This window comes from Streptomyces sp. NPDC057137 (assembly GCF_042670825.1).
Lineage (GTDB): Bacteria > Actinomycetota > Actinomycetes > Streptomycetales > Streptomycetaceae > Streptomyces.
Genome location: NZ_JBHUUW010000007.1, coordinates 96,180 through 110,816 on the forward strand (window position 1 = coordinate 96,180; position 14,637 = coordinate 110,816).

General features: G+C 69.0%; 11 protein-coding genes and 1 tRNA gene. 1 reads left to right on the plus strand and 11 read right to left on the minus strand.

Going from position 1 to position 14,637, the window contains the following annotated elements; all coding sequences use genetic code 11:
• Window positions 1-92: 92 nt before the first annotated feature.
• Window positions 93-1,586, plus strand: a complete 1,494-nt coding sequence (locus tag ACFT9I_RS08690; RefSeq protein WP_382562121.1) for a protein kinase — start codon at window positions 93-95, stop codon at window positions 1,584-1,586.
• On the opposite strand, the gene ACFT9I_RS08695 is transcribed toward ACFT9I_RS08690, so the two are convergent.
• The 11 genes from ACFT9I_RS08695 to dnaN form a co-directional block, all read right to left on the minus strand.
• On the minus strand, window positions 1,577-2,890 hold the full coding sequence (locus tag ACFT9I_RS08695) for a hypothetical protein (RefSeq protein ID WP_382562123.1): 1,314 nt from the start codon (window positions 2,888-2,890) through the stop codon (window positions 1,577-1,579). The genes ACFT9I_RS08690 and ACFT9I_RS08695 overlap by 10 nt on opposite strands.
• A gap of 262 nt (window positions 2,891-3,152) precedes the next feature.
• A complete protein-coding gene (locus ACFT9I_RS08700) occupies window positions 3,153-3,287 on the minus strand; it encodes a DLW-39 family protein (RefSeq protein ID WP_003958712.1) in 135 nt (44 codons plus the stop codon).
• A 387-nt stretch (window positions 3,288-3,674) separates the two neighbouring features.
• Window positions 3,675-3,914, minus strand: a complete 240-nt coding sequence (locus ACFT9I_RS08705; protein WP_329033995.1) for a hypothetical protein — start codon at window positions 3,912-3,914, stop codon at window positions 3,675-3,677.
• Window positions 3,915-4,221: 307 nt separating this feature from the next.
• Window positions 4,222-4,298, minus strand: a tRNA-Ile gene (locus ACFT9I_RS08710).
• 82 nt (window positions 4,299-4,380) lie between these two features.
• Window positions 4,381-5,064: a DUF3566 domain-containing protein gene (locus ACFT9I_RS08715; RefSeq protein WP_382562126.1), complete on the minus strand. Its 684-nt coding sequence runs from the start codon at window positions 5,062-5,064 to the stop codon at window positions 4,381-4,383.
• An 89-nt stretch (window positions 5,065-5,153) separates the two neighbouring features.
• The gene (gene gyrA / locus ACFT9I_RS08720) at window positions 5,154-7,781 is read right to left on the minus strand and encodes a DNA gyrase subunit A (protein ID WP_382562127.1); all 2,628 of its coding nucleotides are present in this window, start codon (window positions 7,779-7,781) and stop codon (window positions 5,154-5,156) included.
• 53 nt (window positions 7,782-7,834) lie between these two features.
• Window positions 7,835-9,910 (minus strand): DNA topoisomerase (ATP-hydrolyzing) subunit B, encoded by a 2,076-nt coding sequence (gene gyrB / locus ACFT9I_RS08725; RefSeq protein ID WP_382562129.1) that lies wholly within the window; start codon window positions 9,908-9,910, stop codon window positions 7,835-7,837.
• 597 nt (window positions 9,911-10,507) lie between these two features.
• Window positions 10,508-11,113, minus strand: a complete 606-nt coding sequence (locus ACFT9I_RS08730) for a DUF721 domain-containing protein (RefSeq protein WP_382562131.1) — start codon at window positions 11,111-11,113, stop codon at window positions 10,508-10,510.
• Complete coding sequence (gene recF / locus ACFT9I_RS08735) at window positions 11,110-12,252, minus strand: DNA replication/repair protein RecF (protein ID WP_382562133.1); 1,143 nt, start codon at window positions 12,250-12,252, stop codon at window positions 11,110-11,112. Before recF ends, ACFT9I_RS08730 begins: the two co-directional genes overlap by 4 nt.
• Window positions 12,253-12,303: 51 nt before the next feature.
• Window positions 12,304-13,242, minus strand: a complete 939-nt coding sequence (gene gnd, locus ACFT9I_RS08740) for a phosphogluconate dehydrogenase (NAD(+)-dependent, decarboxylating) (protein ID WP_382562134.1) — start codon at window positions 13,240-13,242, stop codon at window positions 12,304-12,306.
• A gap of 129 nt (window positions 13,243-13,371) precedes the next feature.
• Window positions 13,372-14,502 (minus strand): DNA polymerase III subunit beta, encoded by a 1,131-nt coding sequence (gene dnaN, locus ACFT9I_RS08745; RefSeq protein WP_078079617.1) that lies wholly within the window; start codon window positions 14,500-14,502, stop codon window positions 13,372-13,374.
• Window positions 14,503-14,637 lie beyond the last annotated feature (135 nt).

Here is a 14,637-nt window from a genome sequence, read left to right on the forward strand (position 1 = left end):
AGCTGGGCACGGCAGGCACGGCAGGCACGGGAGAGACCGCGGCCGAGGGTGACGGTCCGCCGGACAGGACGACTGGGAGCGAGCGCGGCGCAATGGGTGAGGTCTTCGCTGGTCGGTACGAGTTGGTCGACCCGATCGGACGTGGCGGTGTGGGCGCCGTCTGGCGTGCCTGGGACCACCGGCGCCGCCGGTATGTGGCGGCCAAGGTGCTGCAGCAGAGCGACGCGCACACCCTGCTGCGCTTCGTACGCGAGCAGGCCCTGCGGATCGATCACCCGCACGTGCTCGCACCGGCCAGCTGGGCCGCCGACGACGACAAGGTCCTGTTCACCATGGACCTGGTGAGCGGCGGATCGCTCGCGCATGTGATCGGCGACTACGGGCCGCTGCCGCCGCGTTTCGTCTGCCTCCTGCTCGACCAGTTGCTCTCCGGTCTCGCGGCGGTGCACGCGGAGGGAGTCATACACCGCGACATCAAGCCCGCCAACATCCTGCTGGACGCCACCGGGACCGGCCGGCCGCATCTGAAGCTGTCCGACTTCGGGATCTCCATGCGCAAGGGCGAGCCGCGCCTGACGGAGACCAACTACGTGGTGGGCACGCCCGGTTACTTCGCGCCGGAGCAGATACAGGGCGCGGAGCCGGACTTCCCCGCCGACCTCTTCGCCGTCGGCCTGGTCGCGCTCTATCTGCTGGAGGGGCAGAAGCCCGACGCCCAGGCCCTGGTGGACTACTTCACCGCGCACGGCACCCCGGGAGCACCGCAGGGGATTCCCGAGCCGCTGTGGCAGGTCCTCGCCGGGCTGCTCCAGCCGGACCCGGACGCCCGATTCCGTACGGCGACGGGCGCGCGCAAGGCACTCACGTCGGCCGTCGAGCTGCTGCCCGAGCAGACGGAGGACGACGAGCCCGTCGAGATCTTCGACCAACTCGGTCCGCTGCCACCCTCGTTCGGCCCGGTCGGGCCCATCCCGCAGTCGGACCCGGGCCCGCACGCCCCAGCTCCTCGGGCGGGAAACCAGTACGCGGGTGGAGTCACCGGGGCAGCGACCGGCGGGGTCACGGGCGGAGTCACCGGCGGGCAGCCGCCCCAGAGCGCGCAGAACACCCCCTGGACGGCCGGCACGCCCTCCGTACAGCAGCAGCCCGCCCCAGGGACCTCCATGTCGGAGACCGGCAGCTTCCATCTTCCCCCGCCGCCCTACACGGACCAGCAGCAGGCACCGCAGCACCACCCCCAGCAACCACAACCCCACCAACCCCCCTCCGGGCCACACCCGTTGCAGCCGACGCCGCCGGCCACTTCCTACTCCGCGCCCACACATCCGCTCGCGTCCCCTTCCCCCGCCACGCCCGATCCGTCGCAGGCGCCCACCACCGGGGTGCCGTACGACGTCCAGGACACTCGTAGATACACCGCTCATCGCCCCGGGGTTCCCATCCAGTACCCACCGGCCCCGCACACCCCGGCCCCCGTGCCCGTCCCACACAGACGACCGGGACCGCCACCCAAGGTGACGATCCCGGTTCTGCTGCTCGCACTGGTCTGTTTCGCCGTGGGGTTCTGGGCCCTCTCTCAGACCTGACGCCCCTGCCGCCGCGCGAGCAGCATCCACCCGCCGAGCCCCAGCAAGAGCACCGTCCCCGTCCCGATCCCGCCGGCGGCGACCAGTTCCATGGTGCCGCTGTCCTCGGCGGGGGCCGGGGGGCTCGCCTGCTCCAAGCTGTCGTCCGACACATCGAACTCGCCGGCCGAACCGTCGTACCCCGGCCCGTCCTTCGCCTTGCCGTCGACCGTCACGCGCAACGTCAGGTCGTACGGCTTCTGCCCGAACTTCTCGCCCACCTCGGGGTTGAGGCTCACCCGCACGTAGTACCAGCCCGCGAAGCGCATCGCCTTCTCGCCCCTGGAGGAACCGAAGCGGTTCGCGTAGTCCACCGGCGGCGCCGGAGCCGGCGACAACGACTTCTGCTCGCCGTTGTACGACATCGTTTCGGTGACGCCGACGAGCCCTCTCGCCGGGTTGTACACGTCGACGGACAACGCTCCGCTGACGACGCCTTTCCCCTCCGAACTGCCCAGCTCCGCGCTGGTGAACAGTTGCTGCCCCCAACTGACGGGCACACGGTAGAAGAGCGACTCACCGGGATCGATCCTCGCCGTCCACTCACCCTCGCCCAGATCAGCGGCGGCGGTGAATCCGGCGCCGCCCGCCAGCGCCTTCGAAGCGCCCGACGGCGGCTCGGGGGACGCGCTCGGCCAGTCCCCGGGCGCATCGGTGGACCCGGCGGCCTTCAACTTCGGCTCGGAGAGATAGCGCAGTTCCAGGTCCCATGCGTCCTGCGTGGACGTGGCTTTCGACTCCCGCTCCACGATCACGTAATACGGACCGGCATTCCGGCAGGCCCCGTACTCCTTTCCCTCCAGAGTCCGGGACGCGTACGCGGTCAACGGCTGCGGATATTCACCTGACAACGGGACCCGGACCTGGTCGGAGTCGCAGTCCCCGCCGTCGCTGTCCTGCACCGTGATCGTGAGCTTGTCGCCGTAGCCCACCCGTGACCCCAACTCGGGCACGGCGGTGGCCGACACGTACGCGTTCTTCGCGTCGTCCAGGTCCAGCCGGTAGAAAAGCTTCTCGCCCGGCGAGATCGAATCACGGTAGGTGAAGCCCGCTTCGAGCTGCTGCGCGGCACTGATCCTCGCCGCGCCCTCGATGCGCCCGGCCCTCGGATCGAAGGCGTACGGACTCGGCTCATCGGCTGCTCGAGCCGTACCGGCCAGCCCAGGCAGACCACCCGGGCCTCCCACCAGCCCCGGCTGCGCCGCCACCGCGCACATCGCCGCCGCGACCAGCGCGACCCGGCCCATGCTGCGCAGCCTCTTCACGAGCTTCCCCTTGTCGTCCCGGCGACCCAGCCGCCCACCGCCAACAGCTCGCACCCTCCGCACGGCGGTCAGGGTGCCGGTCCATCCTGCCCCGCCGGTCCCGCCCCTGTCTGCGCGGGCAGCCGATCCGTACGCGCCCATCAGACCCGGAACTTCACAAAAGCAACTAAATCATTCGCCAAGGCGAACTCGACAGGCCCCCACGACAGCACGAAGCCCCGGCCGCCTCAGCGACCGGGGCTCGCGAACCGACTACTCGGTCTCACACACCCGAACCTGCGGGCACGGAGTCGGTCGCCTCCGTCCACAGATCCTGCTCGGCGCGATCCGCCTGGATCTGGCGGTACACGAGGAGCCCGCCGATGGCGGCCAGTGCGACCAGGAGAAGCTTCTTCACCGCGCGACCTCGTCTTTCCTTGTCCTAGGGGCTTCTGGCGCCCGACTATACACACCGACCGATACCGATCGGTGACCTACATGCGCCCCCAACTCAAGGGCCGCGACGACCAGTCAACACCCGCACAACAGAAAGCGATCCGCCCGGACAGGAGTCTCACTGTCCGGGCGGATCGGCCCTGGTGGGGGTAGCGGGATTCGAGCCTGTGGCGTCATCCTCGTCAGGACTCGCCGCGCGGTTCGATTGATCCCCAGGTCGGCATCGTACGACTCTGACCTGCATCTTCATCTGTCGGTACGGGCGGGCAAGGCCTCCGACTGCCGCCGCGTCGGCCGCCGTTACCGCGATGCCGCTACAGACGCGGCCTGCCCTATCTCGCGAGGGTTGTTACTCGCCGCCGCCGAGGATCTCGTCGACCGTGTTGGTGAGACCGTCGGCGATGGCGGTGTCGACCTCGGAGCCGACGATCGCGGCGATGATCAGGGCCACCAGGACGATCACACCGACGTACTCGACGGCGCCCTGACCCTTGTCGCTGCGACGCTTCATGGCGGTGACGGCGGTGTTCGCCCAGGTGCCGACGTAGAGCTTGGCGTTGGTGGCGGCCTTCAGCGTGACGTTCGACATGGTGTTCCCCTTTGTGTCGGCCGGCCGTCTACCGGCCGACTCGTACGAGTCTTTGGTGCCACCCGCGTCTCCGGCTTCCTCCTGGCCGGTCCCGCTGGCGACATGAGAAACATACGACTGACGGGCACCCCCAAGCATGGGCCCCAAGGCCCAACCCCGGACCCAACCCACACCTTGGGCCCGCCCGCCGCGCCGCCCTGTGGGCACCGGCAAGTTACGGGCCAGTAACGGGCACCGAAGATCAGCTCATGACAGAAGCCCGGCGGATCCTGAGATCCGCCGGGCTTCTGACCAGCACGTTCAACTCTGGTGGGGCTAACAGGATTTGAACCTGTGGCCTCATCCTTATCAGGGATGCGCTCTAACCAACTGAGCTATAGCCCCGCGCTGCCCCTGAAGATTAGCGCACTCCAGGGCCAGTCCCAAAATCGATAAGGGGGCCGCACCCACCCTCTCGCCCGGCGTCTTACTCGTCCTCGGCGAGCGTCAGCTCGACGCCGCCCACGAAGCCGGCCGACAGGTTGTAGATGAAGGATCCGAGCGTGGCCAGAGCGGTCGCCAGCACCACGTCGATCACGGCGATCACCGACGTGAAGATGAGCACCCGCGGCAGCGAGAGGAACGACTGCAGGTCGAAGCCGTTGCTCTCGTTCGAGCCCGTCGCCTCGCTGATCGTCCCGCCCACCGTCGAGAAGACGCCCATCGCGTCCATGACCATCCACAGCACCGCCGCGGCGATGACCGTGCACACGCCCAGCGCGATGGAGAGCAGGAAGCTGACCTTCATCACCGACCACGGATCGGCCTTCGCCACCCGCAGCCGCGCCTTGCGCGTACGCGGAGTCGTACGCGCTCCCGTACGCGGCAGGCGTACGCCCGCCGTCGTCGTGGACGGCCGGCCGCCGGCCGTCTGTGTCTGTCCCGGCTGCCCCGGCCCCACGCCCTGCCCCTGTCCCTGACCTTGACCAAGCTGGACGTGCGGCTGGGCCTGCGACGGCTGTGCGGCCGATCGCTGTTGTCCGCCCTGTGTCCCCCCGCCCGACGGCGTCGGATACGCCTGCGGCGGGTGGTACGGCTGCGCCGCCTGCTGCTGCGGCTGCTCGGATCCGTACGTTTCGTAGGGGGGCTGCTGCCCCCGGGTGTCGGTCACCGTAACCCCCTGGGAGTCCGTGGCAGGGCCACGGGCACCGTTCGCTCCGGAAGCGGCCGATCCGGCGCCCGTGGCTCCACTCACGCTGTCTACTCCTCGTGCTCCGCGACCGAGGGCTGGGTGCCCTCAGCGTCCTCGGCAGGCGCGACTCCGTCGGTCACCGGAGCCTCGTCGGCATCCTCGCCGACAACTCCTTCGACCTCTTCAGCCTCACGACCGGCCTCGGCATTACGAGCGATGCCGACGACGGCATCGCGCTTGCCCAGGTTGATCAGTTGGACACCCATCGTGTCACGGCCCGTCTCCCTGACTTCGTTGACTCGCGTGCGAATGACACCGCCGCCCAGGGTGATGGCGAGGATCTCGTCCGTCTCCTCCACCACCAGCGCACCGACCAGCGACCCGCGGTCCTCCACGATCTTCGCGGCCTTGATACCGAGGCCGCCACGTCCTTGGACGCGGTACTCGTCGACGTTGGTTCGCTTCGCGTAGCCGCCGTCAGTAGCAGTGAACACGAACGTACCGGGCCGCACCACATTCATCGACAGCAGTTCGTCCCCTTCGCGGAAGCTCATCCCCTTCACACCCGATGTCGCCCGCCCCATCGGACGCAGCGAGTCGTCCGTCGCGGTGAACCGGATGGACTGCGCCTTCCGGCTGATGAGCAGCAGATCGTCGTCCGCCGACACCAGCTCGGCACCGATCAGCTCGTCGTCCGCGCCCGAGTCCGTCTCCCGGAGGTTGATCGCGATCACACCACCGGAACGGGGCGAATCGTAATCCTTCAGCGACGTCTTCTTCACCAGACCGGCCTTGGTGGCCAGAACCAGATACGGCGCCGCCTCGTAGTCCCGTACGGCGAGGATCTGCGCGATCTTCTCGTCCGGCTGGAACGCCAGCAGGTTGGCCACGTGCTGGCCGCGCGCGTCCCGGCCGGCGTCGGGCAGCTCGTACGCCTTCGCCCGGTACACCCGGCCCTTGTTCGTGAAGAACAGCAGCCAGTGGTGCGTCGTCGACACGAAGAAGTGGTCGACGATGTCGTCCGACTTGAGCTTCGTGCCGCGCACGCCCTTGCCGCCGCGCTTCTGCGAGCGGTAGTCGTCGGTCTTCGTACGCTTCACATAGCCGCCACGCGAGATGGTGACGACGATGTCCTCCTCGGCGATCAGGTCCTCGATGGACATGTCACCGTCGAACGGCACCAGCTTGGAACGCCGGTCGTCACCGAACTTGTCGACGATCACCGCCAGTTCCTCGCTGACGATCTGCCGCTGCCGCTCGGGCGAGGCGAGGATCGCGTTGTACTCGTTGATCTTCGCCTGGAGCTCGTCGTGCTCGGCGACGATCTTCTGCCGCTCCAGCGCCGCCAGCCGGCGCAGCTGCATCTCCAGGATCGCGTTCGCCTGGATCTCGTCGATCGACAGCAGCGTCATCAGGCCGCCGCGCGCGATCTCGACGGTGTCGCTGCGCCGGATCAGCGCGATGACCTCGTCGATCGCGTCCAGCGCCTTGAGCAGACCACGCAGGATGTGCGCGCGCTCCTCGGCCTTGCGCAGCCGGAACTTCGTGCGCCGGACGATGACCTCGATCTGGTGCGTCACCCAGTGCCGGATGAACGCGTCGATCGACAGCGTGCGCGGCACCCCGTCCACCAGCGCCAGCATGTTCGCGCCGAAGTTCGTCTGCAGGTCGGTGTGCTTGTACAGGTTGTTCAGCACGACCTTGGCGACCGCGTCGCGCTTGAGCACGACCACCAGCCGCTGCCCCGTACGCGAGGACGTCTCGTCACGCACGTCGGCGATGCCGCCGACCTTGCCGTCCTTCACCAGGTCGGCGATCTTCTGCGCGAGGTTGTCGGGGTTGGTCTGGTACGGCAGCTCCGTGACGACCAGGCACTGCCGGTTCTGGATCTCCTCGACCGCGACGACCGCGCGCATCGTGATCGAGCCACGGCCCGTGCGGTACGCCTCCTCGATGCCCCGGCGGCCCACGACCAGCGCGCCGGACGGGAAGTCCGGGCCCTTGATCCGCTCGATCAGCGCGTCCAGCAGCTCCTCGTGCGAGGCTTCCGGGTGCTCCAGCGCCCACTGCGCGCCCGCGGCGACTTCCCGCAGGTTGTGCGGCGGGATGTTGGTGGCCATACCGACGGCGATGCCGGCCGAGCCGTTGATCAGTAGGTTCGGGAAGCGCGCCGGCAGGACCGTCGGCTCCTGGTTGCGGCCGTCGTAGTTGTCCGTGAAGTCGACGGTCTCCTCGTCGATGTCCCGGAGCATCTCCATCGACAGCGGCATCAGCTTGCACTCGGTGTACCGCATGGCGGCGGCCGGGTCGTTGCCGGGAGAGCCGAAGTTGCCGTTGGAGTCCACCAGCGGCATCCGCATCGACCACGGCTGCGCGAGACGGACCAGCGCGTCGTAGATCGAGGAGTCGCCGTGCGGGTGGTAGGTGCCCATGACGTCACCGACGACGCGGGCGCACTTGTAGAAGCCCTTCTCGGGCCGGTAGCCGCCGTCGTACATCGCGTACAGCACCCGGCGGTGGACGGGCTTCAGACCGTCCCGTACGTCGGGCAACGCGCGCGACACGATGACGGACATCGCGTAGTCGAGGTACGAGCGCTGCATCTCCGTCTCGAGCCCCACGGGCTCGACACGCATGCCCACGCCTTCGACGGCGGGCACCTCTTCGGGCATCACAGGAGTGTTCTCGTCGGCCATTGCTGGTCAAAGTTCCTTTCGGCCTTTTCGATGGCGGTCAGCGGGAGACCGACTCAGATGTCGAGGAAGCGGACGTCCTTGGCATTGCGCTGGATGAACGAGCGCCGGGCCTCGACGTCCTCACCCATCAGCACCGAGAACAGGTCGTCGGCCTGCGCCGCGTCGTCGAGCGTGACCTGGCCGAGCACGCGGTGGTCGACGTCCATCGTCGTGATGCGCAGCTCCTCGGCGTTCATCTCGCCGAGGCCCTTGAAGCGCTGGATCGAGTCTTCCCTGATCCGCTTGCCGTTCTGCTTGCCCAGCTCCACCAGGGCGTCGCGCTCCCGGTCCGAGTAGGCGTACTCGAAGTCGTCCCGGCCCCACTTGATCTTGTACAGCGGCGGACGCGACAGATACACGTGGCCCGCCTCGACCAGCGGGCGCATGAAGCGGAAGAGGAACGTCAGTAGGAGGGTGTTGATGTGCTGGCCGTCGACGTCGGCGTCCGCCATCAGAATGATCTTGTGATAGCGGAGCTTCTCGATGTCGAAGTCCTCGTGCACACCGGTGCCGAACGCCGAGATCAGCGCCTGCACCTCGGTGTTCTGGAGGATCTTGTCGAGCCGCGCCTTCTCGACGTTCAGGATCTTTCCGCGGATCGGCAGAATGGCCTGATACTGCGGGTTGCGGCCGGACTTCGCGCTGCCGCCGGCCGAGTCGCCCTCGACGATGAAGATCTCGCACTTGGCCGGGTCGTTCGACTGGCAGTCGCTCAGCTTGCCCGGCAGCGACGCCGACTCCAGCAGACCCTTGCGACGGGTCAGATCCCGCGCCTTACGGGCCGCGACCCGGGCCGTGGCGGCCTGGATCGACTTACGGATGATGTCGGCCGCCTCATTGGGATGCCGGTCGAACCAGTCCGTCAGGTGCTCGTGCACGATCTTCTGTACGAAGGTCTTCGCCTCCGTGTTGCCGAGCTTGGTCTTCGTCTGGCCCTCGAACTGCGGCTCGCCCAGCTTCACCGAGATGATGGCCGTCAGACCCTCGCGGATGTCCTCGCCCGCCAGGTTGTCGTCCTTCTCGCGGAGGAACTTCTTCTCGCGCGCGTAGCGGTTGACCAGGCCGGTCATCGCCGCGCGGAAGCCCTCCTCGTGCGTACCGCCCTCATGCGTGTGGATCGTGTTCGCGAAGGAGTACACCCCCTCGCTGTACTGCGAGTTCCACTGCATCGCGATCTCCACCGAGAGCATGCGCTCCTTGTCCTCGGCGTCGATGTCGATGACCGTGGGGTGGATCAGCTCGCCCTTGCGGGAGTTCAGGTACTTCACGAAGTCGACGATGCCGCCTTCGTAGTAGTACGTGACGGTGCGCACGGGCTCCTCGCCGGCCTTCTCGGCCGCGTCGCCGGCGACGTCGGCGCCCACGACGGCCTTCGCCGACTCGCGCTCGTCGGTCAGCTTCAGGGTCAGGCCCTTGTTGAGGAAGGCCATCTCCTGGAAGCGCCGCGACAGCGTCTCGAAGGAGTACTCCGTCGTCTCGAAGACGTCGGGGTCGGCCCAGAAGGTGACCGTCGTGCCGGTCTCGTCCGTGGCCTCGTTCTGCGCCAGCGGCGCCGTCGGCACCCCGAGCTTGTAGTCCTGCGTCCAGCGGTGACCGTCGGTCTTGACCTCGACGGCGACCTTCGTCGACAGCGCGTTCACGACGGAGACACCCACGCCGTGCAGACCGCCGGAGACGGAGTAACCGCCGCCGCCGAACTTTCCGCCCGCGTGCAGCACCGTCAGCACGACCTCGACGGCCGGCTTGCCCTCGGACGGGACGATGCCCACGGGGATGCCACGGCCGTTGTCGATCACGCGTACGCCGCCGTCGGCGAGGATCGTGACGTCGATGGTGTCCGCGTGCCCGGCCAGAGCCTCGTCGACGGAGTTGTCGACGACCTCGGTCACCAGGTGATGAAGCCCACGTTCACCGGTCGAGCCGATGTACATACCGGGACGCTTACGGACCGCGTCCAGGCCCTCCAGCACCGTGATGGCACTGGCGTTGTACGAGGCCGTTACCTCGCCGTTCTCACCAGTGGCTACGGACGGAGTCTTCTCGTTGGGGTTGCCGGAATCGGCCACGAAGCGCCCTTTCTGGCACAGCACAGGCCGTTCTCCGGACAGGCGGGAGCGGCTGCGTCGTTCGGCTTGCGACAGTGTTTGACAGTCTTGGAAAGCGAGTCCCGCCGACGAGGCGGGATTCTCCATCAGTCTACCGGTAGCGGCGACCCGAATGGGGGTTTGCCGGTACCTGAGTCCGCATGTGCCGCCCTGAACCAGCGGCTGCCGACTCCCCATATTCGGGAAGGGGCTCCAAGAGGCTCACACGGGCTTTGAGCGCTTCGGGCTGTCAACCTCCGGCTACCGTGAGGGACACCTCACACTCCGCAGCCGTACGACGAGGTCACAGGGGTCCCCGGAAGGGCCCGGAGCGGTGCCGGGGAACGGGTGTGAAGTGGGGCTGGCGGAGGGCCTGTTGGGACCTGTCCGACGCCCCGGCGGGCGGGTCGAAGCGGCTCCGCGCGGCGCGGAGGTCAACGGTGGGGCGACCCGGTCAGCCGTACGGGGAGGCCGGCGGATACGTACGGAACGGGTCGGGCGGTACGAGTGGCGGTACGGCGGGCGGGCTCGCGTCCCGGCGTACGCCTCCGCCGGCCGTACGCGACCGGCGTCGGACACCCGCCCGGGGCCGTACGGTCGCGCTCAGCCGTACGTGTCCCCCGGGCCCTTGCTGCCCGGCGCCCGCAGCGCGCCGAAGCGCCTCGGCGGGCCGGCCGGGCCGCGCACCTTGATCACCTTCACCGTGCCGTGCCCCAGGTCCTCGTTCAGCCGGGCCACCAGCCGCGGGGCCAGCAGCCGCAGCTGCGTCGCCCAGGCCGTCGAGTCGCAGATCACCGTGAGGATCCGCTCGTCCTCCTCGTACCGCTCGGGCACACAGTGCCTGGCCAGGTCGTCACCCACGATCTGGGGCCAGCGGCCCATCACACCGCCCACCGCCGCGGGCGTCTCCCAGCCGCGCTCGGTGATCAGACGGTTGATCGCGGCGCCCAGCGACAGCGGATCGCGGCCGTCGGCCCCCGAGCCCGACCGCAGGCCACCACCCCGTCTGACGTGCTTCTTCTGCTGCGCCGCCGCGCCACGGGCCCGCGCCTGCTCCTTCGCCGCCCGCAGCGCGACCCGCGCCAGGTCGACGCCCGAGGACTCGACGGGCGCGGGCGCCTCCGGCGCGGCCGCGAGGTCGGGCAGCGCGCCGCTCGCCTTGTCCTGCCTGTCCTTGTTCTGCCTGTCCGGCCGCTCCGCGCCGCTCATGCCCGCTCCACCGTGCCGTCGGCCACCGTGAAGCGCACCCCGGCCAGAATGTCCGGCACGTCGTCGTCCACCGCCGCCGTGACCAGCACCTGCTCGCCCGGCGCCACCAGCTCCGCCAGCCGCTCCCGGCGCCGCGCGTCCAGTTCGGCGAAGACGTCGTCAAGGACCAGCACCGGCTCGTTGCCCTCGGCGCGCAGCAGGTCGTACGAGGCCAGCCGCAGCGCCAGCGCGTACGACCAGGACTCGCCGTGGCTCGCGTATCCCTTGGCCGGCAACTGGCCCAGCTTCAGCAGCAGTTCGTCCCGGTGCGGACCCACCAGCGTGACTCCCCGCTCGATCTCCTGCTTACGTGTCCCGGCCAGGGCGGCCATCAACTGGGCGTACAGCTCCTCGCGCGTATGCGGCACCTCAGCGCCCGGCCCCTCCGGGTCGGCGGCGGAGGAACGGTACTCCAGGGCCACCGGCCCGCCACCGGGCGCCAGTTGCTCGTACGCCTTGTCCGTCAGCGGCTGCAGCGTCTCGATCAGATCCAGGCGCTGCGCCAGCAACTCCGCGCCCACCTGGGCCAGATGCTGGTCCCACACGTCGAGCGTGGAGAGATCCATCCCGCGCCCGCCGTGCCGCCGCGCCATCGCCGCCGACTTCAGCAGGGTGTTGCGCTGCTTGAGCACCCGGTCGTAGTCCGAGCGCACGCCCGCCATGCGCGGGGAGCGCGCCGTGATCAGCTCGTCGAGGAAGCGGCGACGCTCACCGGGATCGCCCTTCACCAGCGCCAGATCCTCCGGCGCGAACAGCACCGTCCGTACTATCCCCAGCACATCACGCGGTCTGACCTGCGAAGACCTGTTGATCCTGGCTCTGTTCGCGCGGCCCGGATTGAGTTCCAGCTCGATGAGCTGCGAGCGCTCGCCCTGGGTGACGGCGGCCCGGATCACCGCACGCTCGGCGCCCATCCGCACCAGCGGGGTGTCCGAGGAGACCCGGTGGCTGCCGAGCGAGGCCAGATAGCCGACCGCCTCGACCAGATTGGTCTTCCCCTGCCCGTTGGCCCCCACGAACGCGGTGACGCCCGGATCGAGCGGCACCTCGATCCGGGCGTACGAACGGAAGTCGGCCAGCGAGAGATGCGTGACATGCATGGACGTGACCCGACCTCCCCTGTACCTGCGCCCCTCCGCGAGTGCGAAGGGCTACTTCTTGTTCTTGGGACCGGCCGGCTTGGTGGGCTTACCGGGCTTGCCCGGCGTGCTCTCGTCCGCCTGCTCGACCGCGTGGCCACCGAACTGGTTGCGCAGCGCGGCGACCATCTTCATCTGCGGTGAGTCGTCCTGCCGGGACGCGAACCGGGCGAACAGCGACGCGGTGATCGCGGGCAGCGGCACCGCGTGGTCGATGGCCGCCTCGACGGTCCACCGGCCCTCGCCGGAGTCGTCGGCGTAACCCCGCAGGGCGGCCAGGTGCTCGTCGCCGTCCAGCGCGTTGACCGCCAGGTCCAGCAGCCAGGAACGGATGACCGTGCCGTCCTGCCAGGAGCGGAACACCTCGCGGACGTCGGTGACCGAGTCGACCTTCTCCAGCAGTTCCCAGCCCTCGGCGTAGGCCTGCATCATGGCGTACTCGATGCCGTTGTGGACCATCTTCGCGAAGTGGCCGGCGCCGACCTTGCCCGCGTGGACCGAGCCCTTGTCGCCCTCCGGCTTGAGCGCGTCGAAGATCGGCTTGACCTTCGCGACGTTGTCCGCGTCGCCGCCGTACATCAGCGCGTAGCCGTTCTGGAGGCCCCAGACGCCGCCGGAGACACCGCAGTCGACGAAGCCGACGCCCTTGATGCCGAGCTGCACCGCGTGCTTCTCGTCCTCCGTCCAGCGGGAGTTGCCGCCGTCCACGACCACGTCGCCGGGGGACAGCAGTCCCGCCAGCTCGTCGATCGTCGACTGCGTCGCCGCACCCGAGGGGACCATCACCCAGACGACCCGGGGGCCCTTGAGCTTGCTCACCAGCTCTTCGAGGCTGTGGACGTCCGCGACGTCCGCGTTCCGGTCGTATCCGATGACGGTGTGGCCTGCGCGGCGGATGCGCTCGCGCATGTTGCCGCCCATCTTGCCGAGGCCGACGAGACCGAGCTCCATCAGTGGTTCCTTAAGCGTTGAGCCGACAATCGTTCAGGCACGGGGCGGACGGCGACAGTGCCGCGCGGCCCCGGCCCGAGCCTACGCCGGGCCTGGTGGGACGGTCCGAAGGCCCGGCGGGGGACGCGATCAGCCCGACAGCCGCACCGGCATGATCAGGTACTTGTACGCGTCGTCGGCCTCGGCATCCAGCGCCGGCTTCCCACTGAGGAGCGCGGGCTTGGTGGAGGTGGTGAACGAGAGCTGCGCGACGGGCGAGTCGATGGCGCTGAGGCCGTCGAGCAGGAACGTCGGGTTGAAGGCGATCGAGATGTCGTCGCCGTCGAGCTTCGCGTCGACCCGCTCCACAGCCTGTGCGTCGTCGCTGGAACCGGCTTCGAGGATGAGCACACCCTGCTCGAAGCTGAGCCGCACCGGGGTGTTGCGCTCGGCGACCAGGGCCACGCGCTTGACGGCCTCGACGAACGGCGCGGTCTCGATCACCGCGACCGAGTTGAACTCCGTCGGGAACAGCGTCCGGTACTTCGGGAGGTCGCCCTCCAGGAGCCGCGTGGTCGTCCGGCGTCCGGCGCCCTCGAAACCGATCAGCCCTTCGCCCGCACCGGAGCCCGAGAGCGCCAGGGTGACCGTGTCGCCGCTCGTGAGGGCCTTGGCGGTGTCCAGCAGCGTCTTGGCGGGCACCAGGGCGACCGCGGAGATGTCGGAGACCTCCGGCTTCCACAGGAAGTCGCGGACGGCGAAGCGGTAGCGGTCGGTCGAGGCGAGAGTGACCGTGTCGCCCTCGATCTCGATCCGTACGCCGGTGAGCACCGGGAGAGTGTCGTCACGGCCCGCCGCGATGGCCACCTGGGCGGCGGCGGAGGCGAAGACCTCACCGGGCACGGTGCCGGTGGCGGTCGGCATCTGCGGCAGTGCCGGGTACTCGTCCACAGGCAGTGTGTGCAGCGTGAACCGCGAGGAGCCGCAGACCACCGTCGCCCGTACACCGTCTGTGGAAATCTCCACCGGCCGGTTGGGGAGGGCGCGGCAGATGTCGGCGAGAAGCCGGCCGGAGACCAGGACGGTGCCGTCCTCCTCGACCTCGGCGTCCACCGAGACCCGGGCCGAGACCTCGTAGTCGAAGCTGGAGAAGCTGAGCGCGCCTTCCTCGGCCTTCAGGAGAAGGCCCGCAAGAACGGGCGCCGGCGGACGGGCCGGGAGGCTACGGGCCACCCAGGCCACCGCCTCCGCCAGTACATCGCGCTCCACCCGGATCTTCACCGGAACCGCCTCCTGCTGTTGCTGACTCGTCCTGCCGGCCTTCTTCGTCGTCGGCATGAGCTCACTCCGCCATGGGCAGGGTGAGGTTGCCGGGGACCAGTCTGACGTACGGCACCGACACTCGGTGCTGCTCGG

Excerpts from the sequence above, each read along its gene's own strand:
- ACFT9I_RS08690 (WP_382562121.1), top strand. The coding sequence starts at position 93 with ATGGGTGAGGTCTTCGCTGGTCGGTACGAGTTGGTCGACCCGATCGGA.
- ACFT9I_RS08705 (WP_329033995.1), bottom strand. The coding sequence starts at position 3,914 with ATGTCGAACGTCACGCTGAAGGCCGCCACCAACGCCAAGCTCTACGTC.
- gyrA (WP_382562127.1), bottom strand. The coding sequence starts at position 7,781 with ATGGCCGACGAGAACACTCCTGTGATGCCCGAAGAGGTGCCCGCCGTC.
- ACFT9I_RS08730 (WP_382562131.1), bottom strand. The coding sequence starts at position 11,113 with ATGAGCGGCGCGGAGCGGCCGGACAGGCAGAACAAGGACAGGCAGGAC.
- recF (WP_382562133.1), bottom strand. The coding sequence starts at position 12,252 with ATGCATGTCACGCATCTCTCGCTGGCCGACTTCCGTTCGTACGCCCGG.
- gnd (WP_382562134.1), bottom strand. The coding sequence starts at position 13,242 with ATGGAGCTCGGTCTCGTCGGCCTCGGCAAGATGGGCGGCAACATGCGC.